We start from the raw sequence: 22,416 nt of genomic DNA on the forward strand, positions 1-22,416 counted from the left end.
CAGGGGGAACCAGGAGACCGCCCAGCCCCGGCGGCGGCTACCGCCGGTCCGCCAGCGCTTCGGACGACGCGTCCCACTGGTGCGGCACCGGGGGGAGGGACGACGGTGCGTCCGGCCCGTCCTGCTGGAGCGTGACCGTGCGCGTGGGCGCGGGGATCGAGATGCCCTCCGTCCGGTACCGCTGGTGCAGGCGCTTGATGAACTCGTGCTTGATCCGGTACTGGTCGCTGAACTCGCCGACGCCCAGGATCACGGTGAAGTTGATCCTGGAGTCCGCGAAGGTGTGGAAGCGGACGGCCGCCTCGTGGTCGGGCACCCCACCGCTGATGTCGGCCATCACGCTGTCGACGACGTCGAGGGTGACCTTCTCCACGTGCTCCAGGTCGCTGTCGTAGCCGACCCCGACCTGGACCAGGATCGACAGCTTCTGCTCGGGCTGGGAGTAGTTGGTCATGTTCGTCCGTGCCAGACGGCCGTTGGGGATGATCACCAGGTTGTTCGACAGGTTGCGCACCACGCTGTTGCGCCAGTTGATGTCGACGACGTACCCCTCCTCCCCGCTGGTGAGCCGGATGTAGTCGCCCGGCTGGACCGTCTTCGAGGCGAGGATGTGAACACCCGCGAAGAGGTTGGCAAGGGTGTCCTGCAAGGCCAGCGCGACCGCGAGACCGCCCACTCCGAGGGCGGTGACCAGCGGGGCGATGGACACCCCGAGCGTCTCCAGGGCTACGAGGACGCCCATCGCCAGCACCACGATCCGGGTGATGTTGACGAAGATGGTCGCGGACGCCGCGACGCCCGTCCGGGACGCGGCCACCGACTGCACCAGCCCGGCCACCACCCGGGCCGCGCTGAGCGTCGCGATGACGATGAGCACGGCCGTCAGCGACTGGTCGACCAGACCCCCCATCCGTGCGGTGAGCGGCAGGGCCGAAGCGGCCACCGCGGCCCCGGCGATCACGGCCGCCCAGGGGACGATGGTGCGCAGCGCGTCGACGATGATGTCGTCCCCGCTCCACTTGGTCCTGCTCGCGTGCTTGCCCAGCCACTTCATCAGAGCCCGCAGCACGAGACCGGCCACACAGCCGGAGGCCAGCGCGATGCCGGCCACCACCCAGTCGTGCAGGACCAGGTCCCGGGTCACCGTCCCGCCCCCGCTGCGTGGAGGGCGAGGGAATGGGCCGGCGCCGGCCGCCGTATGTGCTGTGTGGTCACCTTGTCGCCTGTCAGGTCGTGTTTGTGCGCAGCCACGTTGGAGCGAATGTACGCATTCCGAACGGACTGCCATCCTGCCCCATGGCCCGGCCGCCGCCACAGTCGGACCCCCGCCTGCCGGTCGCTCGGCCGACCGGCGGGAGCATCGAGGTGATCATTGATCAGACGGGCGCTACGTCCACCAAGGTGGTCCGCCCCACCCGGGCCTCCCTCGCCCGGCGACCCGTCGGGAAGGCACCCGCCAGCCGCATCGGGGATCCGCGGGGCCGAGCGGCCGCCGGGTGGGGTCAGCGGGTCGCCGGGGGCCCGTCGACGGCGTCGGCCAGACGGTGGACCACCTCGTCGGTGAGTTCGGCGCGGTGTTGCCGGGCGAGGGCGAGGAGGTCGGCCGCCTGGGCGGGATCGGCCCCGAGGGACGGGACCGGGCGGGTGTGCCAGGGCTCCCGGGCAAGGGCGCGGATCCGGCCGGTGGCGTCGGCCCTGCCGCGTACCGCGAGGCGCGGGTTCGGGTCACCGGTGAGCAGGAGCGCGGCGCGCAGGGCGGTGGCGCGGTCGCGGCGGGCCAGCAGCCGGTAGCCGGCGTGGCGCAGCGCGGGCCGGCGGGGGTCGGCGAGCAGGTCCCAGAGCAGGTCGACGGGCAGGTGCTCGGCGTGGGGGAGAAGCGCGGTGGCGACTTCCCGGACCACCGCGGCCGAGTCGTCCCGCAGCAGGTCCGTGGCTCGGGCCACGGGTAGCGCGCCGAGGCCGCGCAGGGCGCGGAGCGCGTGGACGCGGATCTGCGGGGTGGGGTGGTCCAGCAGGCCGGTGAGCAGGGCGCCGTCGGCGCGGGTGCCGGTCTCGGCGAGTCCGTCGATCGCGCCGACGGGGGGCTTGGTCTCCCGGACGGCGGTGCGGTAGTGGGCGAGGGCGTCGACGCCGGTGCGGCGGGCCGCGTCCCGGGCCAGCGCCCGGAGCAGTGAGGAGGAGTCGTCGAGGAACGGTAGTCCGTCCTGCGGCGAGCCGGTGCGCATCAGACCGGTCAGGCCGGCGGCGCGGACCTCCGGGTGGCGACTGCGGGCGAGGCGGTGCAGTAGGTCGATCTGGTGGGTCCAGACCGCCTGCCGGGCCGCGGCTTCGGCGGCGTGGGTGCGGACCGAGCGGTCGCGGTCGGTCTCGGCGAGGATGGCGAGTTCGCGCAGCCGCACGCGGTGCGCGGTGGCGTCCAGGGTGAACCGCCGCACGCCCGGATCGGTGGCGGCGAGCAGGCGCTCGGCCAGCGCGGAGCCCGGATCGGCGAGCAGCGCGGCGAGCAGTTGGCCGCGGGGGAAGCCACCGCGCAGGCGGCGGTTGACCAGCAGGGCGGTGCGCGCGGTCGTCTCGGTGACCAGTTCGGGCCGTTCGTGGAGCAGTACGGCGAGGCCGGCACTGGCTGCCTTTGCAGGCTACGGACGACGACGCCGCGCGCGGCGTCACGCCGGTGGTCCGGCACGGAATGCCGAGGTCTCGACGTGCGGCCTGCCGCGGCCGGGGAGGTCAGTAGAAGGTGTGGAACGGCAGGACGGAGAGCAGGGCGCCCACGGCGGCGGCGAGGAGGCCGGGGCGGAGGGCGCCTCCGCGGCGGGTGAGGTTGGCAGCCGTGGTCGGGCGGGCGGGAGCGCTCTGGCGGGTCTCCGGCGGGGCAGTGTCGATCTTGGCGAGCGAGGTCCGTCCGGAGGACCCGCCACCCTGTTGACGGTGGACGCGGACGTCCCAGAGGCGGGCGGGGTCGTGGTCGACCACGATGGTGCGGCCGACGCGGAAGTGGTCGAGGTCCATCAGGTTCACCACCGCGGTGGCGTGGGCGCGGTAGGCGGAGCGGCCGGTCGGGGCGACGGTGAGGTCGAGGCGCAGCGGTATCTCCGGCCCCTCGCCGACGGCCCGGGAAGCCTCGATGCGGGCCATGGCGGGCTCCAGGCGGGGCGGTTCCGGCTTCTCGGCCAGAGCGCGCGGACGGCGACGGCCGCGCAACAGGAGAGCGAAACCGGCCATCGCGGTCCACGGCGCGAGGTTGGCGCCGATCACGATCAGTGAGACGCTCCAGCCGACGTCGGAGGCGAAGATGCCGGCGACGATCGCGCCGAGTTCGCCGCCGAGCAGCACGCACAGCAACAGTCCGACCCAGTACACCGCAGCTTCCTCCACTCGTTCGGCGCGCATCGTACCGGCTGTGCGCGACTGCGAGGGTTACTGTGTGTGAGCGCATACGAAGGGCCGAGGTGGGGCGGAGCCCGGCGGTGCGGATTCCGGGGCTCGTACCGGCTCAGCCGTCGCTTCCTTCCGAACAGTCGGACCAGCCGCGTCCTCGCCCCGATCGGCGGCTCGCCTAGCATCTCCTGCCATGAGTGATTCGGAGCACGTCCTCGACTGGCTGCAGGACTGGTACGCCGCGCAGTGCAACGACGACTGGGAACACGAATGGGGCGTGAAGATCGCGACGCTCGACAACCCCGGCTGGAGCGTCACCATCGACCTGGAGGAAACGGACCTGGAAGACAGGGAGTGCCCCCGCCAGAACGTCAACCGCGGCACGCACGACTGGGTTTGGGTGTGGACCGCAGAGAAGGTGTTTCACGCCGCGTGCGGCCCCGGCAACCTCACCGAGGCCCTCACCCTCTTCCGCTCCTGGGCGACCGCCAATTCCTCCTGAGCGGTCACCCAACCCCAGACCGGCGCAGCGAACGTTCCCGGGCGGTGAATCAGAAGGGCTGACTCAAGCGAGTGGTACGGATCGAGCGCCGGCGGATCCGAGCCCGTGTGACGGCAGGTCATGTGCACCTCTGGACGGTGTGCCTGAAAGATCGCCCGCAGAGGCAGGGCGAGGTGCTGGAGATGTTCGTCGGGGGAACCGCGCGGTTGCTGGTCACGAACGACGGTGCGGCGCCGCTGGCGCTGACCGTGGAGCCCTGGGCGGATTGAGCCAGCGGACCAGCAGCTCGTCCTCCCCCGTGAGATGTGCCTGGACGTCGTCCAGGCGCAGCGGCGACAACGTGATGCGCACCGTCAAGCTCCTCGCCGACGCAGCCTCCCCGGAGGACCTGTTCCAGGGGCAGTGGCAGGGCCGACCATCCAAACTCGACGCCTTCAAGCCCTACCTGGATGACCGCTGGAACCAAGGCTGCACGAACGCCTGGAGAGTGTGGGAGGAGATCGTGCCGCTCGGCTATCAGGGCAGTTACCAGCGGGTTCGCGCCCATTTCCGGGAGAAGCGGCTCTCGCCAGGGCCCGTCACGGCTCGGCCACCGTCACCCCGGGTCGTCGCTGGATGGATCCTCCGCCGACCGGAGACCCTCACCGAGACGGAGCACCTTCGGCTCAAGGCCGTTCTGGTCCACTGCCCTGAATGCGAACGCCAGGGCGTTCCCGTGCTCGCCGACCGTGCCTACATCCGGGCCGGCCCCTGGGTGACCACACCCATCAGACGTCTTCCCGGCCAAGACCTCACCACAACCCAGCGGGCGATCAACCGAGCCCTGTCAGCGGCACGAGCACCGGTCGAACGAAGCATCGCGCGACTCAAGTCCTGGCAGATCCTCCGCCGGGCCCGCTGCAGCCCCAACCGGATGACCTTCATCGCCGCAGACATCCTCACCTTGGAACGTCAATGCTGCTGAATCCCATTGCCGTTCCGGGGTGAGGACGGATTGGTAATGGCCGTCATCCAGTTGGGAGCCGTCTCACGACCAGACAAGTCGACCTTCGGTGAACCGACAGACCGGTGAGCTTCCATCGGCGATCCTCGTCAGCGTCTCCGCCACGGAGTCGAAATACTGGGCCATCGATTCGTACTCGCCCGTGACCGTGGGGTCACCCACGAACCAGCTGCCGACGCGCCCGTCCCGCACATCGACGAACTTTCCCCTCCAGCCGTCCTGGTCCGACAGGAACGGGATCCACTCATTCCGCCAGAACGGGGAGTCCGGCTGGTCCGGAGGGTCGAATCCGCAGGACGTGGAGCGGTTCGCGTGGAGCCTCTCCATCGCCCGGATGCCCAGAAAGAAGCTTCCCTCGTCGGGGAACCCGTCGAAGCCGCAGCATGCCACTTCGTCGTCGACGTCTCCCTCTGGCAGATCCAGATTGTTCTGCAACAGCCACGTCCGCAGGTCCCCATGCAGGGAGATCCCCATCCGTTCCTCGGCTGCCGCGAGCATCTGCTCCGTAGCGGGCCCCGGCAGATCTGCGTGATCGGCCGGTGCGTGCTCCCGAAGAAGAGTCATCACACGCGACCAACTCTCAGTCACACTCATCGCCCTTTGCCCTCCGTCCTCTCTACAGGGATGTCTCCGCCCGACCACGCCACGGTGGGTTGGGACGTATCGGCCGAAGAACCTTGCAGGGATGGTACTTCGAGCGTGTGTTCCCCCCTCCCCGTGATCATCTTCCCGCCCCGAAGTGCGGGGTCGGCCCCTCAGTGAAGTGACCGCCCCGGCTCAGTCAGCCCCTCCACGGAAGTGAGGCAGAACCCGAGCCGGGACGGCCACCCCGGCCGGCTGCGCCGCGAGGGGCCGGTCGGCGGTGGTCAGGCCAGGAAGCGCCTGACGGCCTCGCGGGCACGGGCGTTGGTGGCAGCGGCCTCGGCCAGGGACCGGGCCAGAGCCTCGATCCACTCCCCCAGGTCCGCTCGGCGCCGCGAGAGCACGATGCCCCGCACCTCGTGGCAGATCTCCCCGGCGACCCGGCCCCCCTCCATCCGCAGCGAGAGCCGCTGCTCCCCGAGCGTGACGTCCAGTTCGGCGACCGAACCCTCGCGCCCGGCCAGCCGGTCCGTGACGGAACGCCTGCGCTTGATCCGCACGGCGCCGGGTGGCAGCGAGTCCACCAGGTTCGCCGACAGCACCTCGGCGTAGAGGTTCAGGTCCGCGCTGTCCTGGCGCAGCGCCGCGGCCAGCAGTTCCACTTCCATGTCAGGCATCGAGGCTCAGCACCATGGTCGGTCGGTCGATGACGTGGTCGTCGCGAAGCGGGCGCACCGCCGTCCCGAGTGCGAAGAACTCGGTGGTGTGCGACCCCCAGGTGTGCGAGTGCTGCTGCAGCCGGACGGCCACGATGCCCTCGGCCTCCAGGGCCTTCCCCTCCGCCTGCATGCGGCTCATCGCCAGCTCGCGCGCGTCGTAGAGCGCCTGGGTGAAGACCTCGATCTCGACGTTGCGGCCCGCGTTGCCCAGCGCCTGGGTGAAGCGCTGGTGTGCCACGTGGTAGACGCACGACCCCATGACCAGGTCCAGCGGTGCGTATCCGGCCCGGATCAGGGTCCAGAAGTCCTGGCCGGACAGGTCCGAGGTGAACGGCTTGCCCTTGTTGTTGCGCCAGGTCCCGCCCGTTCCCGGGTCTGCGCCGTCCGCCTTCACCGCCGTACCGACCGCGATGAACTCGGCGATGTCCTGGCCGAACTCCTTGAACTCGATGTCCAGCCGCACCCCCACGATCCCGTCCGCGCCCAAGGCGCTCGCCTCGGCCTCCATCCGGCTCATCGCCAGCTCGCGCGCGTGGTACATGGCCTGTGAGAGCTTGGTCAGCTCCTGGTTCTTCGACCACCGGCCGAGCTGGATGCCGACGTGGTAGACCGAGGAGCCGAGGACGAGGCCGAGCGGGCGGAAGCCGGCCTCGCGCACCAGCAGGAACTCGTTCACCGTCAGGTCCGAGGTGAAGAGCGAGCCCTTCTCCCCCGGTTGGAGCTGCGCGAGCCGCCGCATCGCGTCCTGCGGCAGGTCCTTCGACACGTCCTCCGCAGCCGGCCGCGCGGCTTCCCCGGCCGGTTCCCACCCCGTTCGATCGGTCATGTCAGTACTCGCGCTCCAGTCTCATGATGGTCAGTGGCCTGGGCCCGGCGGGCCGCCCGGAGCGGCCGAACCGGGTGATGGAGGTGCCGACGAAGACCGCCTCCGCGATGACGTCGCGCGAGCCCACGGATGCCGGACACTCATTCTGACTCACCGTCAACTCGACGTCGTCCACCACTACTCCGTCACCGCCGTGCTTGGCCGCGTCGAGGGCCAGCCGGTCCCGGGCGTTGTGGCGGGCTTGGTTGATCAGCTGGGTGTAGCCGTCGACCTCCTGGTTCGGGGCGGTCCAGCGGATCCGGCCGGGGCTGCGCCAGTCGTCGTGCCGGGTCTCGACGGCGATGCCGAAGGCGAGTCCGGCCGGGACCCATCCGGTGTGGATGAGCTTGGCGAAGTCCTGGCCGGCCAGGTGCGCGGTGAAGGGCCGGCGCGGGCGGATCCGCGAGCGGGCCCGGACAGCGGTGCCGCGCGCAGTGAACTCCATCCCCCCGGCCGGGAATTCCGCGACCCGCAGCTCGACCCCGACGATGCCGTCGCCGCCGAGCGCGCGGCACTCGGCGACCGCGCGCGTCAGCGCCAGCGTGCGCGCCGCGTACAGCGTCTTCACCAGCAGCGAGTAGGACGAGTCCCACGGCGAGGACGGCGCCTTCCGGCCGTCCGTGGCCGACCACGCGCCCGGGCAGCCCCAAACGCCGGTGTACCCGATGCTGAAGACGGCCGCGCCGAACACCTGCCCGACCGGATCGAACCCGACGCCCTTGATCGCCGCGAACTCCTCGGACGAGAGGGCGGAGGACCAGGTGCCGCCGACCCGGGGCCCAGCCGTCGCGCCGGGGACGGCCCCCGGCAGTCCGGCGTCTCGTTGGGGTGACATCGGCTCCTGTTCCATCGGGTCTCTCGGCTCACCGTGCGGGTCGCACAGCCGTTCGGCAGCCTATGTCATCGGCTTGAAGCAGCTGGCGTCGGGGACGGGCCTTCGACACCGGCCCACCGTCAGACCACCGTCTCCTGACGAAGCGCCACCAAGCGCGGCACCGACCGGATGCCGGCATCCGCGGCGGCATCCGGTCGCCGACCAACCTGACGGTGCGACGCGCGATCACCGCGCCCGCCGCACAGTGGCTTCGCGAGACGGAACGGTTCGTCTTGACGTGAGGCGGCGCGTGCTGCAGAGTTGAGCAACACGAGACGAGACGGTTCGTCTCACCGTACCCACCGGTCCGCTCAAGGAGGCCCACCCATACGCACCCCGGCCGTTCCCGTCAGCCAGACAGTCGTGCAGTCCCGGCGCCCGGCGCGCCCCCGTTCAGCGGAAGACGCGCCGAACGCACAGGCCCTGACCACCCGAAACCACCGGCGTCCACGCCGAGAACAGGGGGACTCACCCATGCTCCGCTCACAACTGTCCGTGCAGAACGTCACCCGCCGCTACGACGACCGCACCGTCCTCGACGCCGTGTCCTTCACCGTCAAGCCCGGCGAGAAGGCCGGGATCATCGGCGACAACGGCGCGGGAAAGTCCACCCTGCTCCGGCTCGTCGCCGGCGCCGACCGGCCCGACCACGGCGAGGTCACCGCGATCGCACCCGGAGGCGTCGGCTACCTCGCCCAGGCCCTGGCACTTCCGCCGCACGCCACCGTGCAGAGCGCGATCGACCTCGCGCTCGCCGACCTGCGCGACCTGGAGGCACGCATGCGCAGGGCCGAGGCCGCGCTCGGCGGCCTCGCGCCGGAGGAGCTCGCCGCGGCCCTGGACGCCTACGCGGAACTGGTCGCCCGCTACGAGTCCCGCGCCGGCTACGAGGCGGACGCCCGTGTGGACGTCGCGCTGCACGGCCTCGGCCTGCCCGGCCTGGACCGGACCCGGGCCCTCGGCACGCTCTCCGGTGGCGAACGGTCACGGCTGGCGCTGGCCGCCACCCTCGCCTCGCAACCCGAACTGCTGCTCCTGGACGAGCCGACCAACGACCTCGACGACCAGGCACTGGTCTGGCTGGAGGAGCATCTGCGCGCGCACCGGGGCACCGTGCTCGCCGTCACCCACGACCGGGTCTTCCTCGAACGCGTCACCACGGCCATCCTGGAGGTCGCCGAGGGCAAGGTCACCCGCCACGGCGACGGCTACGCCGGGTACCTCGCCGCCAAGGCCGCCGAACACCGGTACCGCGTGCGCGCGTACGAGGACTGGCGCGCCGAACTCGCCCGCAACAGCAGGCTGGCCGCCACCAACGTCGCCCGCCTCGACCGAATCCCGCGCAAGCTGCCCCTGTCCGTGTTCGGCCACGGCGGCTTCCGCAGCCGCGGCCGCGGCCACGGTGCGATGAGCCGCGTCCGCAATGCCAAGGAACGCGTCGAACGGCTCACCTCCAGCCCGGTGGCCCCGCCGCCCGAACCCCTCGTCTTCACTCCCGACCTCGGCGGCACGGTCGCCGTCGACGCTGCCCGGCCTGCACGGGCCGCACAGGCCGGGCAGCCCGGGCAGGCGGTGCGGCCAGTGCAGGCCGGGCACGCGGTGCAGGCCGTTCAGCCTGCGGCCGAACTCACCGGCATCCGCGTCGCGGACCGGCTCCACCTCCCCTCCCTGCGCATCGCAGCCGGCGAGCGGCTGCTCGTCACCGGCCCCAACGGCGCGGGCAAGACCACCCTCATGCGGCTCCTCGCCGGCGAACTCCAGCCCGACGAGGGCACGGTCCGCACCCGGGGCCGCGTCGGCCACCTGCGGCAGGACACCACCGCGTGGGCTCCGGACCTGACCGTGCTCCAGGCCTTCGCCCACGGACGCACCGGGGCCCCGGACGACCACGCCGACGCGCTCCTCGCACTCGGTCTCTTCAACCCGTCGGATCTGCGGCTCACGGTCGGCGCCCTGTCCTACGGGCAGCAGCGACGCATCGAACTGGCCCGCCTGGTCAGCGGACCGGTCGACCTGCTGCTGCTGGACGAGCCCACCAACCACCTCTCACCCGCCCTGGTCGAACACCTCCAGGCAGCGCTCACCGACTACCCGGGCGCGGTGGTCATCGTCACCCACGACCGCCGCCTGCGTGCCGACTTCACCGGCTCCCAGCTGGAACTCGAAGCCGGGCACAGCACGTGGCAATCCAGCACCCGGCTGGCCAGCGCCGGGTAGCCCACCGTCCCCGTGGTCGGCCAGCGCCTCCGAGATCTGGCCCTCGTCCTCGGGGCGCCACGCGCCCCGGGCAGGGAGGAGCTCGGGTGCGTCGGGTACGGCGACCTCATCGCCATGGAGGAGATCATCACCGACCGGCCGGAGCCGACCGCAACGCCGTGAGCGCCCTGCCGTGAACGCCCTGCCGTGAACGCCCTGCCGTGAACGCCCTGCCGTGAACGCAACGCCGTGAGCGCGTCGCCGGTTCAGCGGAGGGCGATCACCGCGCCCTGCGCAGTGGCGCGGATCACAGCGGGGTTCGCGCGGCCGGTGAAATGCGGATGACGTCGAGGCGGTTGGCACGGGCAACCGTTTCCGCCCCGGCGGACACCGCCGGCACCCGCGAGGAAGCCCATGACCGTCACCGAGCCCGTCACCTCCGCCGTCCCCGCCGCCTCCCGCGCGGCCGAGATCCTGTCCCGGCCCGTCACGATCAACGGGCTGACCGTGCCCAACCGCATCGTGATGGCGCCGATGACCCGCAGGTTCTCGCCGGGCGGCGTGCCCGGCGAGGACGTGCGCTCGTACTACGCCCGCCGCGCCGCCGCGGGCGTCGGCCTGATCGTCACCGAGGGGACGTACGTCGGCCACGAGTCCGCAGGCCAGCACGACGACGTCCCGCGGTTCCACGGCGAGGAGCAGCTGGCCGGGTGGGCCCGTGTGGCCGAGGACGTCCACGCGGCGGGCGGCACCATCGTTCCGCAGCTCTGGCACATCGGCATGGTGCGCAAGCAGGGCGACCCGCCGGTCGCCGACGCCCCCGCCGTCGGCCCGTCCGGAGTGAGGCTGGACGGCACCGAGGGGACGGGGCGCGCGATGACCCGGACCGACCTGGACGCCGTCATCGGCGCGTTCGCCGAGGCGGCCGCGGCCGCCGAGCGGATCGGCTTCGACGGCGTCGAGCTGCACGGCGCCCACGGCTACCTGCTCGACCAGTTCCTGTGGGCGGGCACCAACCGCCGCACCGACGCCTACGGCGGCGACCCGGTCGCCCGGACGAGGTTCACGGCCGAGCTCGTCGCCGCGGTGCGCGAGGCCGTCTCCCCCGAATTCCCGGTGATCTTCCGCTACTCGCAGTGGAAGGCGGAGAACTACGACGCCCGGCTCGCCGAGACGCCTCAGGAGCTGGAGGCGATCCTCGCGCCGCTCGCCGCAGCCGGCGTCGACGCCTTCCACGCCTCCACCCGCCGCTACTGGCAGCCGGAGTTCGACGGCTCGGACCTCAACCTGGCCGGCTGGACCAGGAAGCTCACCGGCCGCCCCGCCATCACCGTCGGCTCGGTCGGCCTCGACGGCGACCTCGTCCGCGCCTTCATGGGCGAGGGCGCCCAGGTTCAGAGCATCGACAACCTGCTCGACCGGTTGGAGCGCGACGAGTTCGACCTGGTCGCCGTCGGCCGCGCCCTGCTGCAGGACCCGCAGTGGGCCGCCAAGGTCCTCGCCGGCCGTCTCGCCGACCTGCTCCCCTACGACGCCGCCGCGCTCCGCACCCTCAGCTGACCACCGCACCCCGAGGCCCCGGCCCGCACCACGGGTGCCGGCCGGGGCCTCGTCGTGCCCGGCCGCCGAGGTCCCGGGGAGGTGCGGCACCCGAGCGACGGAACCGGCAACGAACCGCCCGGCCGGAACTCGGCATACGGAGGAACGTGCGCGCGCCGCACCGGACACGGCGCTCGGGCTTCGGATATGACTGGCCCAGCCGTCCCAGTCCGGAGGAGTGACGACATGTCAGACGTTCCCCATCAGGATGTCCTCACCGAGGAGCAGTCGCAGGCGTGGGAGGAGGCCGCGCGCCTGATCATCACCGCACGGTGCGAAGCCGCGGCGATCCTGACGCGATCGAAGGTGGAGCCGGTCCCCGACTCGGGCTGGTTCGGGAACCCGTGCAACGCCAAGCTGCCCTTCCCGCCGTACCCCCGCTGCGGATGCAGCAACTACAGCGGAGACGGCGGGCCCTGCACGACGCTCATCCGCGTCCCCGAGACCGGTCCGGGGTCCCTGCACCCCCTGGTGCCCTGCAGCCACGGGCGAACGCAGCACCTTGAAACGTGAGTCGCCACCAGCCGGAGTCCCATCGACCCGGATTCCCCGACCGGGGCCGACGCCCCTCCACCGACACTACCGGCCAGTAATTTGGCTGGTCATCGCCTCCCCTGAAGACCCGTCAGATCGCTACGATCCCGCAGTCGAGCGGTACGAGAGTCACGTGGTTCGAACGCCGAGCGGTTCGAACGCAGGGGAGCAGCGATGGAACGGTCCAGGCGGAGCAGCGCACAGCGGACGGTGAGCGTGGTGCTCGCTGCGGCGGTCGCCCTCGGCGCGGGCGCCGTCGCCCGGCCCGCGGCCGCCGCGGCCGCCGCGCCCGCCGGACCGGTGCAGTCCGCGCAGGGCGTCGCGGGGTTCCGGCTGGCCGACATCCCGGCGAAGGACGGCGTCGTCCTCAAGGCCGACGTCTTCACCCCGCCCCCCGGCACCCCGGGCGCCGATCCGCAGGGGCGCTACCCGCTGGTGGTGCAGCCCGCCAGCTGGGGGCAGAACGACCTGGAGTACGTCGCCCAGGGCCACGCGCTCGCCGAGGCCGGGTACGTCGTCGTCACCTACACCGTGCGCGGCTTCTGGGCCTCCGGCGGCGAGGTGGACGTGGCCGGGCCGAAGGACGTGGCCGACATCTCCGCGGTGATCGACTGGGCGCTCGCCCGGACCCCCGCCGACCCGCAGCGCGTCGGCATGGTCGGCCTCTCCCTGGGCGGCGGACTCACCCTGCTCGGCGCCGCCTTCGACCCGCGGATCAGGGCCGTCGCCTCGCTCAGCGGCTGGGCCGACCTGACCGACTCGCTGTACAGCGGGCAGACCCGGCACCTCCAGGCGGCCGCCGTGCTCGCCGGGATCCAGGCCCCGACCGGCCGCAGGAGCCCCGAGTTCGCCCGGGTGCTGGACGACCTCTTCGACAACCGCGACCTGCCCGACGTCGTCCGCTGGGCCGACACCCGCTCCCCGGCCCGCTACCTGGACCGGATCAACGCCAACGGCACCGCCGTCCTGCTGGCCAACGCCTGGGGCGACAGCTTCTTCAACCCCGGCCAGATCATCGACTTCTACCAGCGGCTGACCGTGCCCAAGCGCCTGGAGCTGCGCCCGGGCGACCACGCGAGCCAGGAGTTCACCGGTCTGCTCGGCCTCCCCAACGCGGCCTGGGACAGCGCCCGTTCCTGGCTCGACCAGTACCTCAAGGGGGCCCCGGCCGACCAGCGCCGACCGGTCGACCTGGAGGTCCGCCCCACCGGTCGCCACGAGAGCCATCCCGACTGGCAGTCCGTCGCCACCCGCACCGACCACCTGGCCGTCGGCGCCGACACCCTCGGCGGCGAGGCCGCCGGCGAATGGCGGACGACCGTGCTCGGCGACCTGCCGTCCGGTGCGAACGCCGGGGTCACTCTGCTGTCCGGCGCGCTCGACCAGAACCTGCACCGGCCGCCGACCGTGGTCGTCCCGTTGCTCGCCCGCCCGGCCGCCGCCGTCCGGCAGTCGCAGCCGTACCCGCAGGGCCTCGCGGTACGGGGCGCCGCCCGGCTGCACACCTCGGTCACGGCGTCCAGCCCCGACGGCACGGCGGTCGCCTACCTGTACGACGTGGACGCGCTCGGCGTCGGCCGGCTGATCTCCCACGGCCCGCAGAGCTGGACCGGACGCACCCCGGGCCGGCCGTTCCCACTCGACGTCACCCTCTTCGCCACCGCCTACGACGTCCCGGCCGGCCACCGCCTCGCCCTGGTCCTCGGCACCCGCGACGCCCTCTACGGCGGCACCACCCCCCTCGGCAGCACCGTGACCTTCACCTCCACCGCGGCGGACCCCTCCGACCTGACCCTGCCGCTCCGCTGAGCCCCGCAACACCATCGGCCCCGCAACACCATCGGCCCCGGACCGCTCACCGGACCGGGCGGGAACACTCACCGGAGCGTCGGAGGGCCCTTCCGGGGATGAGTCGGCGACTGTGCGACCAGCCAGTCGAGGAGTCGCCGACCCGTGTGGATCACCAGTGGTCTACCCACAGGTCGGCGATCAGGATGTCAGCGCTCCTCTCCCCCGATCCTCCGAATCCTCCGAATCCCCGGCAACGTCGGCCTCGGTCGTCGCCGCGTTGCCACCGGAAGGGAAGTTGTCGATGTTCAAGGGCTTTGTGCGGCGTGCCGCCGCAGTGAAGGCGCTCGCGGTCGGCGCCGTCCTGGCGATTGCGGTGCCCGGTACCGCGTACGCCAACACCGTCGGCGTGACGGTGAAGACGCCCGGCGCCACGGCCGGCCCCGGCTCCACGTTCTCCGAGATCTCCACGCACGCCGACTGCGCCGGCGGCCTGATCTCCGGGGGCGGCATCAACCAGGCCATCGGTACCGGCAGCTCGTCCAACGGCAACCACGTCAACGGCACCGGGCCCAGCTCCGACGGCTCCACCAAGTACCTCGGCTCGACCGGGGTCGTCGGCACCGACGTGACGCACTGGCTCGCCATCGGCGGTGGCGGCGGCGCCACCAACGAGACCTACGCCTACGCCGTCTGCAGCGGCGCCGGCATCAACGTCGGCGGGGCCACCGTCACCGTCCGCAACAGCGAGGCGAGCGGCCCGAACACGGCGACCAGCGGCCAGACGGTGACGGTCGGCTGCGGCGGCAACGACGGCAAGCTGGTCAGCGGCGGCGCGGCCATCAGCAGCGGCGACGTGACCGGCACCGACTTCACCGGCCCGGGCTCCGGCGGCGACCACCTCAACGGCAGCTACCCCAGCGACGCGGACGGCAACCCGGTCGCCGACGGCACCACCACCGCGTCGTACTGGACCGCCTACACCCACACCGGCGGCGCCGGGTCGTCCGGCAACCACTCCGACGCCTGGGCGCTCTGCGCCAACGACGGCGTCTGATCCACCGTCACCCGCACGGGCCGGCGCACCCGGCCCGGAGAGGCACCAACACCTCCATGAAAAGATCCACCCTCACGGTGCTGGCCGGTGCGACCGGCCTGCTCGCCGCCGCCCTGGTGCCCGCCGCCGCGTCCCCGGCCTCGGCCGCCGACTCGGCCGTCACCGGGTCCCCCGCCCCGGCCACCGACTCCTCCTCGGCCACCGGCGCGTCGCCCTGCGGCGCCGGCGGGGTCCTCACCACCGCCGCGCCCACCTGCACCTACACCACCACCGGCACGGACACCTTCACCGTCCCGGACGGCGTCACCGCCGTCACCGTCGACCTGTTCGGAGCCGAGGGCGGCGGCGCGGCCGGCTTCGTCTCCCCCAACCCGCCGAACGCCGGCGCGCCCGGCGGCCTCGGCGGCGAGCCCCGGGCGACCCTGGCCGTCGTCCCCGGTCAGACCCTGCAGATCACGCTGGGGGCCGCCGGCGTCCCCGGCAGCTCGCGGCACGGCGAGTTCGCCCGCCCCGGCGGCTACGGCCACGGTACGGGCGGCGGCGGTGCGCACGGCGGGGGCGGCTCCGGCGGCGGCGGCTCCGACGTCCGCACCGGCGCCTTCGGTGGCGCCGACCGGGTGCTGGTCGCGGGCGGCGGTGGCGGCGCGGGCAACGGCGGGCCCCTGCTGCACGGCGGCGACGGCGGCGGTCCGGTCGGTGAGTCCGGCGGCCAGGGCGGCGGCCCCACCGGCTCCGGCGTGGCCGGCGGCGGCGGTACCCGGACCGCCCCCGGCACCGGCAGCCCCAACTCCGCGCTCGGCGGCCCGGGCACCCCCGGCGGCGACTACGACAACTGGACCGGCCTGTACAACCCCGGCAGCGGCGGCTCCGGCGGCAACGGCGCCCGCGGCGGCAACGGCGGCGGCGGCGGGGGCGGCGGCTGGTTCGGCGGCGCCGGCGGGTCGGGCGGCGGCAACCCCGGCAACCTCTACGGCGCGGGCGGGGGCGGCGGCAGCAGCTTCGCCGCGCCCACCGCGACCGACGTCTCGCTCCTCCAGGGCGTCAACCACGGCGACGGGCGGGCTGTCGTCTCCTTCCGCTACGACACCACCGTCACGCTGGCCGCCGACACGGCGGTGCCGCTGTTCGGACACCCCGTCACCCTCACCGCAACGGCCGCCCCCGCCAACTCCACGGCCCCCGCCCCGTCCGGGACGGTCACCTTCTCCGACGGCACGACGGCGCTGGCCACCGTGCCGCTGACCGACGGCCGGGCGAGCTTCACCACCGCCGCCCTCCGGCCCGGCGCCCACCCGATCACCGCCACCTACGGTGGCGACCCGGGCCACGCTCCGGGCGGCGCAACGCCGTTGGCCGTCACGGTCGGGTTCAGCGAGCCGTGCCTGACCGGCGCGCACCACGGACCGCTGACCGTCGAGGCCGACCGCGCGCTGTGCATCGCGGCCGGCGGCAGCCAGGACGGCCCGGTCACCGTCCGCCCGGGCGGAGCCCTGGCCGTCTCCGACGCCGACCTGCGCGGGCCGGTCTCCTCGGACGGCGCGCTGGCGCTCGCCGTCTGCGGAGCCACCGTCCAGGGAGCCGTCACCGTCCGGGGCAGCACCGGCTACGTGCGCATCGGGTCGGCCCCGGCCGACACCGACGACTGCGCCGGCAACGAGATCCACGGCCCGCTCACCGTCGACGCCAACACCGGAGGCGTCAGGATCTCGGGCAACACCGTCACGGCGCCCGTCCGGATCACCGACAACAGCGGCAGCGGCCTGCTCCCCACCGACGCCGTCCCCACGCTCCAGGCCAACACGGTCAGCGGCCCCCTGCGGTGCGAGGGCAACGAACCGGAGCTGCACCAGAGCGGCAACACCACCAGGGCACCCCGATCCGGCCAGTGCCGATAGGCAGGGTGGCGCTGCCGTACGACGACTCCGCCCGGCCCGGCGGCTCCCGGCTCCGGCCGCGGCCGTCCGGGCCGAGCGGAGCACGGGCCGGGCGGAGCACGGGGCGACGGCCGCCCTCGACGGGCCGGGCCGGCCGTCGCCCCGCCGGTGGGGCGGGCGGCGACCGGCCGGGCAGCCGGTTGCAGGGGCCGAGCCGCTCCACCGAATAATGAGTGCATGATCGACTCCCCGCTGCGCGTCGTCCTGGCCGAAGACTCCGTGATCCTTCGGGACGGCCTGGTCGAGCTGCTCACCGCCCGCGGCTGCACCGTCGTGGCGACCTGCGGCACGGCACCCGAACTACTGGCCGCGGTCGGCGAGACGCGGCCCGACGTGGCCGTGGTCGACATCCGGATGCCGCCCACCCACACGGACGAGGGCATCCGTGCCGCCGTCGAGCTGCGCTCCACCGTGCCGGAGGTCGGCATCCTGGTGTTCTCCCAGTACGTCGAGACCGTCTGGGCGGCCCGGCTGCTGGCCGGCGGCGCGGCGGGCGTCGGGTACCTGCTGAAGGAACGGGTGGCCCGCACCTCGGAGTTCGTGGAGGCGCTGCGCCGGGTGGCGGCGGGCGGGACCGCGCTGGATCCGGAGGTGGTCACCCGGTTGATGGGCGGCGGCCGGCGCAGCCGGGTGGACGCGCTGACCCCCCGGGAGCGCGAGGTGCTGGAGCTGATGGCGCAGGGCCACTCCAACCGCGCCATCGCCGGCCGCCTGGTGGTGTCGGAGCGGGCGGTGGAGAAGCACGTCGCCGCCGTCTTCACCAAGTTCGATCTGGCAGCGGACGGCGGGGACAACCGCCGGGTGAAGGCGGTACTCACCTACCTGGCCGAGAGCGGAAGCTGAGGCGGCCTCAGAGTGAGACCGGTAGTTCGGCGGTGACCACGGTGGGCCCGCCCTGCGGGCTTGCGATGTGCAGGGAGCCGTCGACGGCGGTCAGCCGTTCGCGCAGGCCGGCGAGGCCCGTGCCGCCGTCCGCCCCGGCGTGGGCGGCTCCGCCCTGCCCGGCGCGGGCGCCGGGTGCGGCGAGCGCGGCGGCGCCGCCGCGTCCGTCGTCGCGGACCGTGAGCCGCAGCCGCCCCGCCTCGGCGGTCACCGTCAGCTCGGCGGTGCGGGCGCCGCTGTGCTTGGCGACGTTGGTGATCAGCTCGGCGGCGCAGTAGTAGACGGCCTCCTCGATCGCCGGGTCGGGCCGTTCCCGCAGGTCGAGGCGGACGGCGACCGGTACCGGGGCGGTGTCGGCGAGGCCGGGAAGCGCCTGGGCGAGACCGCCGTCGAGTGCGACCGGGTGGATGCCGCGGGTGAGGCGGCGCAGTTCGACGATGGTCTCGTCGGTCTGGGTGCGGGCGCGGTCGAGCAGGGTGCGCAGCCGGTCGGCGTCGGGGGCGGCGGCCGCCGGGGGGTCGAGGGCGTCGTCGGCCAGGGAGAGCGTGATGGCGAGGGCCACCAGCCGGGCCTGGGTGCCGTCGTGCAGGTCCCGTTCCAGGCGGCGGAGCCGGTCGGTGTTGGCGGCCGAGAGTGTGGCGCGGGCGTGTTCGAGCTGGGTGACCCGCTGCTCGGTGCGGGCCGGGCCGAGCAGTCCGCGGGCAAGGCGGCGTTCGGCCGCGCTCGCCGTGCGGATCGCGCCGGGAACGGCGGCGGCCAGCGCGACACCGAGCAGGACGGCGACGACGTCCAGCCGGTCGGCGGACCGGCCCGGCTCCAGCAGCCGGGCCCAGAGCGGGAATCCCAGCAGCCAGCAGCAGCCGAGCGGCAGCAGGACGGCGGCGGCGAAGCCCAGCACCCCGAGCGGCAGGCGCAGCAGCAGGTAGAGCAGGGCCCGCCAGGCCACCGTGTCGCTCAGGGCGGTGCGCAGGCGGGCGAGCGCGCCGAGCGGCCGGTGCCGTGGGCGGGGTGGCTCGACGACGGCGCCGAGCAGTCGGGTCGTCAGCCGGCGGTGCAGCCCCCCGAGACCGCGCGCGGCGGTGAGGCCCAGGGCGACGAACGGCAGCCCGAGGACGGTGAGGGAGAGCAGCGTGCCGGCGTACAGGACGGCGAGGGCGTAGAGGCCGCCGACCAGGGCCGGCGGGAGGCCCGCGACGGCGAACAGCAGCTCGCCGCCGCGGACCGAGAAGTACGGCCGCCCGGCCGCCGGCGCCGCGGCGCCGGCGGCCCCCGGCAGGTGCCGGTCAGTCACGCCCGCCCCCTGCCACCAGGGCAGCTGCCGGGCCGGTGGTCGCCCAGAGGGCGGGCACGAGGATTCCGGGCAGGGTGAGCACGAGCGCCCCGCCGGCGATCCAGCCGCAGGCGGCCGCCGGGACGGCCGGCGCCATCGTGCCGGTGACCGCCGTGCTGAAGGCGGCCGAGGCCGCGGCGGCGACGCCCGCGCCGAGCAGCACCCCGACCGCCGCGGTGAGTACCGCCTCGACGCCGAGCACGGCCAGCAACCGGTGCCGGGTCGCCCCGGCCAGCCGCAGCAGCGCGAACTCGCGGCGGCGGTCGACGGTGAGGGCCACCAGGGTGTTGACGGTGGCCACGGTCGCGAAGCAGACCAGCATGGCCAGTTCGGCCTGGCGCAGCCAGATGTCGCTGGCGGACGTCACGCTGGAGGCCGCGGGACCGGTGGTGAGCCCGGTCGAGAGCTCGGCGGAGAGCTCCGCGGCGTGTGCGGTGGCGCGTTCGGCGGCGCGCTCGGCGGTCGTCGTCATGATCGTCATGGTGCCGGACAGCCCGGTCAGCAGCGCCACCGGCACCACCGCGGAAGCCAGCCGGTGGGCGTGGCCACGCAGGTTGGCGTCGGCCAGCCAGCCGGTGCGCGGCGCGGCCGCACGGAGGGGTGCGCCGAGTCCGGCCACCAGGGCCCGGGCGGCGAGCGGGCCGAGCAGCGCGACGGCGACCAGCAGGACCAGTGAGCCGAGCAGGGCCGCCTGCCCGGCCTTGTCCAGCTGGTCGGCGGGGCGGGTCGCGGCGAGTCGCAGCAGCAGTCCGCCGCCGACCAGGACGGCCACGCCGGCGAGCAGGCGTACCGCGCCCGTCCGACCGGGGTCGGCGGCGCTCCCGGTGAGGGCGGCGGCCGGGGTCGTGCGGCTGATCCGCCGTGCCCCGACCGCGGACGCGGCCAGGCCGACCAGCAGGGCCGCCGCGAGTGCGGCCAGCCCCGGCAGCGGTGAGCCCGGCACAGCGAGGGTGGGCGCGGCCATGTCGCGCCGCTGCAGTGCGGTGAGGAAGCGCCCGGCGGCCAAGTGCCCGAGCGCCCAGCCGGGGAGGGCGACCAGCAGGGTGGTCGCCAGCACCTCGCCGCGCACCAGCCGCCGGATCTGCCGTGGCGTGGCGGCGGCGGCGCGCAGGAGCGCCAACTCGCGGTGCTGCTGGCGCAGGGCGAAGCCCAGCGCGTTGGCCACCACGAAGAAGGCGACCAGGACGGCGATCTCGCCGAACCCGGCCGCGACGACGGCCACACCCGGCCCGGAGGCGGCCCGGGGCGTCCCGGCCGGAGCGGTGAGGTCGGCGGCGAGCAGCGAGCCGAAGAGGGTGACGGTGGCGAGGGCGAGCAGCTGCGCGGCCGCGAGCCCGGCGAAGGCGGCGGGGCGGCGGCGCAGTTGACCGAGTGCGACGGCGGGGATCGGCGGCACGGCGCTCACACCTCCGTCCGGCTCGCCGGGAACGGTCCGCCGGTCGTGCCCAGCCGGCCGAGCCGGTCCGCGACCAGCGCCGCCGTCGGCCGCTCCAGCTCCTCCACCAGCAGCCCGTCCGCCAGCAGCAGGACGCGGTCCGCGTACCCGGCCGCGACCGGGTCGTGGGTGACCATGACGCAGGTCTGTCCGCTGCGGTCGACCCCGGCGCGGAGGAGGGCGAGGACTTCGTGCCCGGTGGCACGGTCGAGGGCCCCGGTGGGCTCGTCCGCGAACAGCACGTCCGGCCGGGTGACCAGGGCGCGGGCGATCGCGACCCGCTGTTGCTGGCCACCGGACAGCTCCGCGGGGCGGCGCCGTTCGCGCCCGGCCAGCCCCACCTCGGCGAGCGCCGTACGAACGGCCCCGCGCTCCGGGCGGGAGCCGGCCAGCCGGAGCGGCAGCTCGACGTTCTGCTCGACGGTCATCCCGGGCATCAGGTTGAACGCCTGGAAGACGAAGCCGATGCGCCGGCGACGCAGCGGCGCCAGTCGGCGTTCGGGCAGTCGGGAGATCTCCGTGTCGCCCCAGTGGACGCTGCCACGGGTGGGGCGGTCCAGGCCGGCGAGGCAGTGCAGCAGGGTCGTCTTGCCGGAGCCGGAGGGCCCCATCACCGCGGTGAAGGTGCCGGGTGCGAACGCCACCGACACCCCGCGCAGCGCGCGGACGGCGGTGGCGCCGCGGCCGTGGTCGCGGTGCAGGTCGACGGCCCGCGCCGGTACCGCCCCGGCGGCGGGGGTGGTCGCTGTCCTGGTCGTCGCCGTTGTCGCGGCAGTCATCGCGGTCGTTGTCTCGGCAGTTGTCGCGGTCGTCGTTTCAGCCATGTGCTTCATCCTGGACACGGGCGGGGGGAGAATCGATCGTGCAGGCCCCCGACCTGTGGGTTCGGAAAACCGAACCTCCGAACCCCGCGCCGACCGGGGCCGGAACGCGCACGGCGGCCGGGGCGGGGCGACCGGGGCCGGGCCTTCTAACTCCAACCTGCGTTGTTCCTAGAATGGCCCGATGGAGGACATCGACGCGATCGCGGTGCTGCAGGATCCGGTGCGGCGCCGCCTGTACGAGTACGTGGCGGCGCAGGCCCGGGAGGTGAGCCGCAACGAGGCCGCCGAGGCGACGGGGGTGGCGCGCACGCTGGCCGCGCACCACCTGGACAGGCTGGCCGAGGCCGGGTTGCTGGACGTCGCCAGCCGCCGCCTGACGGGCCGCTCGGGGCCTGGGGCGGGCCGCCCCGCCAAGGTGTACACGCGGTCGCCGGCCGAACGGTCGGTGTCACTGCCCGCCCGCGACTACCGCACCGCCGCCGAGCTGCTCGCCGAGGCCGCCGAGCAGGCCGGGCTGGACGTCGGGCTCTGCGCGGCCGCGCGCCGCCGGGGCGAGGCGCTGCGCGGCTCCGCAGCGCCCTGCGGCGACCTCGACGAGGCGATCGGGCTGCTGGCCGCCCGCGGTTACGAACCGCACCTGGAAGCCACCGAGGGCGCCGATGACGACGGTGACGCGGGGCCGACGGCGGAGGGGACGCCCCGAGCGGCCGGACGCGTCGTCCGGATGCGCAACTGCCCGTTCCACGCCGTCGCCGAGCGCTTCCCGCCGCTCGTGTGCGGCATGAACCTCGCGCTGCTGGAGGGGCTGCTCGGCACGGACGGGCCGGTTCGCGCCCGCATGGACGCCCGGCCGGGCGAGTGCTGCGTGATTGTCGAGGCGTCTAAAAACAACATTGATTGACATAGAAACGCGG

20 protein-coding genes and 1 pseudogene are annotated in these 22,416 nt (G+C 73.9%); 11 read left to right on the forward strand and 10 right to left on the reverse strand.

Annotated features, from left to right (window positions below):
- Nucleotides 1–37: 37 nt before the first annotated feature.
- The 3 genes from RMN57_RS02460 to RMN57_RS02470 form a co-directional block, all read right to left on the reverse strand.
- The gene (locus tag RMN57_RS02460) at nucleotides 38–1,144 is read right to left on the reverse strand and encodes a mechanosensitive ion channel family protein (RefSeq protein WP_313761676.1); all 1,107 of its coding nucleotides are present in this window, start codon (nucleotides 1,142–1,144) and stop codon (nucleotides 38–40) included.
- 358 nt (nucleotides 1,145–1,502) lie between these two features.
- On the reverse strand, nucleotides 1,503–2,435 hold the full coding sequence (locus RMN57_RS02465) for a HEAT repeat domain-containing protein (protein WP_313761677.1): 933 nt from the start codon (nucleotides 2,433–2,435) through the stop codon (nucleotides 1,503–1,505).
- Between the two features lie 292 nt (nucleotides 2,436–2,727).
- Nucleotides 2,728–3,390 (reverse strand): hypothetical protein, encoded by a 663-nt coding sequence (locus tag RMN57_RS02470; protein ID WP_313761678.1) that lies wholly within the window; start codon nucleotides 3,388–3,390, stop codon nucleotides 2,728–2,730.
- 181 nt (nucleotides 3,391–3,571) lie between these two features.
- On the opposite strand from RMN57_RS02470, the gene RMN57_RS02475 reads away from it, so the two are divergent.
- From RMN57_RS02475 to RMN57_RS02485, 3 genes and pseudogenes are all read left to right on the forward strand, one after another.
- Complete coding sequence (locus RMN57_RS02475) at nucleotides 3,572–3,880, forward strand: immunity 53 family protein (RefSeq protein WP_313761679.1); 309 nt, start codon at nucleotides 3,572–3,574, stop codon at nucleotides 3,878–3,880.
- 71 nt (nucleotides 3,881–3,951) lie between these two features.
- Nucleotides 3,952–4,149, forward strand: a complete 198-nt coding sequence (locus RMN57_RS02480) for a hypothetical protein (RefSeq protein ID WP_313761680.1) — start codon at nucleotides 3,952–3,954, stop codon at nucleotides 4,147–4,149.
- A 425-nt stretch (nucleotides 4,150–4,574) separates the two neighbouring features.
- A pseudogene (locus RMN57_RS02485) lies at nucleotides 4,575–4,844 on the forward strand (transposase family protein); the annotation flags it as partial.
- A 63-nt stretch (nucleotides 4,845–4,907) separates the two neighbouring features.
- Here the strand turns inward: RMN57_RS02485 and RMN57_RS02490 are convergent.
- The 4 genes from RMN57_RS02490 to RMN57_RS02505 form a co-directional block, all read right to left on the reverse strand.
- Entirely contained in the window at nucleotides 4,908–5,477 is a 570-nt protein-coding gene (locus tag RMN57_RS02490; protein ID WP_313761681.1) for an SMI1/KNR4 family protein, read from the reverse strand.
- Between the two features lie 272 nt (nucleotides 5,478–5,749).
- Nucleotides 5,750–6,142, reverse strand: a complete 393-nt coding sequence (locus RMN57_RS02495) for a hypothetical protein (RefSeq protein ID WP_313761682.1) — start codon at nucleotides 6,140–6,142, stop codon at nucleotides 5,750–5,752.
- A complete protein-coding gene (locus RMN57_RS02500; RefSeq protein ID WP_313761683.1) occupies nucleotides 6,135–6,950 on the reverse strand; it encodes a heavy metal-binding domain-containing protein in 816 nt (271 codons plus the stop codon). Before RMN57_RS02500 ends, RMN57_RS02495 begins: the two co-directional genes overlap by 8 nt.
- A 61-nt stretch (nucleotides 6,951–7,011) precedes the next feature.
- Nucleotides 7,012–7,884 carry a heavy metal-binding domain-containing protein gene (locus tag RMN57_RS02505; protein ID WP_313761684.1) on the reverse strand — a complete coding sequence of 291 codons (873 nt, stop codon included), beginning with the start codon at nucleotides 7,882–7,884 and terminating at the stop codon, nucleotides 7,012–7,014.
- A gap of 513 nt (nucleotides 7,885–8,397) precedes the next feature.
- On the opposite strand from RMN57_RS02505, the gene RMN57_RS02510 reads away from it, so the two are divergent.
- The 7 genes from RMN57_RS02510 to RMN57_RS02540 all read left to right on the forward strand — a co-directional run bounded on the left by RMN57_RS02510 (nucleotide 8,398) and on the right by RMN57_RS02540 (nucleotide 17,874).
- Complete coding sequence (locus tag RMN57_RS02510; protein ID WP_313761685.1) at nucleotides 8,398–10,140, forward strand: ABC-F family ATP-binding cassette domain-containing protein; 1,743 nt, start codon at nucleotides 8,398–8,400, stop codon at nucleotides 10,138–10,140.
- A gap of 393 nt (nucleotides 10,141–10,533) precedes the next feature.
- Nucleotides 10,534–11,679, forward strand: a complete 1,146-nt coding sequence (locus RMN57_RS02515) for an NADH:flavin oxidoreductase (RefSeq protein WP_313761686.1) — start codon at nucleotides 10,534–10,536, stop codon at nucleotides 11,677–11,679.
- A 225-nt stretch (nucleotides 11,680–11,904) separates the two neighbouring features.
- Nucleotides 11,905–12,231 carry a DUF6422 family protein gene (locus tag RMN57_RS02520; protein WP_313761687.1) on the forward strand — a complete coding sequence of 109 codons (327 nt, stop codon included), beginning with the start codon at nucleotides 11,905–11,907 and terminating at the stop codon, nucleotides 12,229–12,231.
- A 195-nt stretch (nucleotides 12,232–12,426) separates the two neighbouring features.
- A complete protein-coding gene (locus RMN57_RS02525) occupies nucleotides 12,427–14,061 on the forward strand; it encodes a CocE/NonD family hydrolase (RefSeq protein WP_313761688.1) in 1,635 nt (544 codons plus the stop codon).
- A 283-nt stretch (nucleotides 14,062–14,344) separates the two neighbouring features.
- Nucleotides 14,345–15,097 (forward strand): hypothetical protein, encoded by a 753-nt coding sequence (locus RMN57_RS02530; RefSeq protein WP_313761689.1) that lies wholly within the window; start codon nucleotides 14,345–14,347, stop codon nucleotides 15,095–15,097.
- A gap of 56 nt (nucleotides 15,098–15,153) precedes the next feature.
- Nucleotides 15,154–16,992 (forward strand): Ig-like domain-containing protein, encoded by a 1,839-nt coding sequence (locus RMN57_RS02535; RefSeq protein WP_313761690.1) that lies wholly within the window; start codon nucleotides 15,154–15,156, stop codon nucleotides 16,990–16,992.
- A gap of 216 nt (nucleotides 16,993–17,208) precedes the next feature.
- Nucleotides 17,209–17,874 carry a response regulator transcription factor gene (locus RMN57_RS02540; RefSeq protein ID WP_313761691.1) on the forward strand — a complete coding sequence of 222 codons (666 nt, stop codon included), beginning with the start codon at nucleotides 17,209–17,211 and terminating at the stop codon, nucleotides 17,872–17,874.
- Nucleotides 17,875–17,881: 7 nt separating this feature from the next.
- Here RMN57_RS02540 and RMN57_RS02545 read toward each other — a convergent pair whose 3' ends face one another.
- From RMN57_RS02545 to RMN57_RS02555, 3 genes are read right to left on the reverse strand one after another with little or no spacing between them, the layout of a single operon-like run.
- On the reverse strand, nucleotides 17,882–19,204 hold the full coding sequence (locus RMN57_RS02545) for a sensor domain-containing protein (protein ID WP_313761692.1): 1,323 nt from the start codon (nucleotides 19,202–19,204) through the stop codon (nucleotides 17,882–17,884).
- On the reverse strand, nucleotides 19,197–20,639 hold the full coding sequence (locus RMN57_RS02550; RefSeq protein ID WP_313761693.1) for an FtsX-like permease family protein: 1,443 nt from the start codon (nucleotides 20,637–20,639) through the stop codon (nucleotides 19,197–19,199). The genes RMN57_RS02545 and RMN57_RS02550 overlap by 8 nt, the downstream gene beginning before the upstream one ends.
- 5 nt (nucleotides 20,640–20,644) lie before the next feature.
- Nucleotides 20,645–21,457, reverse strand: coding sequence for an ABC transporter ATP-binding protein (locus tag RMN57_RS02555; RefSeq protein ID WP_313761694.1), 813 nt, complete (start codon nucleotides 21,455–21,457; stop codon nucleotides 20,645–20,647).
- Between the two features lie 226 nt (nucleotides 21,458–21,683).
- Here RMN57_RS02555 and RMN57_RS02560 point away from each other — a divergent pair, with 226 nt between their 5' ends.
- Nucleotides 21,684–22,403, forward strand: coding sequence for a helix-turn-helix domain-containing protein (locus RMN57_RS02560; protein ID WP_313761695.1), 720 nt, complete (start codon nucleotides 21,684–21,686; stop codon nucleotides 22,401–22,403).
- Nucleotides 22,404–22,416 lie beyond the last annotated feature (13 nt).

The organism is Kitasatospora sp. CM 4170, assembly GCF_032110285.1.
Lineage (GTDB): Bacteria > Actinomycetota > Actinomycetes > Streptomycetales > Streptomycetaceae > Kitasatospora > Kitasatospora aburaviensis.

Coding starts and splice junctions, on each gene's coding strand:
- RMN57_RS02470 (WP_313761678.1), bottom strand. CDS start 3,390: ATGCGCGCCGAACGAGTGGAGGAAGCTGCGGTGTACTGGGTCGGACTG.
- RMN57_RS02475 (WP_313761679.1), top strand. CDS start 3,572: ATGAGTGATTCGGAGCACGTCCTCGACTGGCTGCAGGACTGGTACGCC.
- RMN57_RS02490 (WP_313761681.1), bottom strand. CDS start 5,477: ATGAGTGTGACTGAGAGTTGGTCGCGTGTGATGACTCTTCTTCGGGAG.
- RMN57_RS02495 (WP_313761682.1), bottom strand. CDS start 6,142: ATGCCTGACATGGAAGTGGAACTGCTGGCCGCGGCGCTGCGCCAGGAC.
- RMN57_RS02505 (WP_313761684.1), bottom strand. CDS start 7,884: ATGTCACCCCAACGAGACGCCGGACTGCCGGGGGCCGTCCCCGGCGCG.
- RMN57_RS02510 (WP_313761685.1), top strand. CDS start 8,398: ATGCTCCGCTCACAACTGTCCGTGCAGAACGTCACCCGCCGCTACGAC.
- RMN57_RS02515 (WP_313761686.1), top strand. CDS start 10,534: ATGACCGTCACCGAGCCCGTCACCTCCGCCGTCCCCGCCGCCTCCCGC.
- RMN57_RS02520 (WP_313761687.1), top strand. CDS start 11,905: ATGTCAGACGTTCCCCATCAGGATGTCCTCACCGAGGAGCAGTCGCAG.
- RMN57_RS02525 (WP_313761688.1), top strand. CDS start 12,427: ATGGAACGGTCCAGGCGGAGCAGCGCACAGCGGACGGTGAGCGTGGTG.
- RMN57_RS02530 (WP_313761689.1), top strand. CDS start 14,345: ATGTTCAAGGGCTTTGTGCGGCGTGCCGCCGCAGTGAAGGCGCTCGCG.
- RMN57_RS02535 (WP_313761690.1), top strand. CDS start 15,154: ATGAAAAGATCCACCCTCACGGTGCTGGCCGGTGCGACCGGCCTGCTC.
- RMN57_RS02540 (WP_313761691.1), top strand. CDS start 17,209: ATGATCGACTCCCCGCTGCGCGTCGTCCTGGCCGAAGACTCCGTGATC.
- RMN57_RS02555 (WP_313761694.1), bottom strand. CDS start 21,457: ATGACTGCCGCGACAACGGCGACGACCAGGACAGCGACCACCCCCGCC.
- RMN57_RS02560 (WP_313761695.1), top strand. CDS start 21,684: ATGGAGGACATCGACGCGATCGCGGTGCTGCAGGATCCGGTGCGGCGC.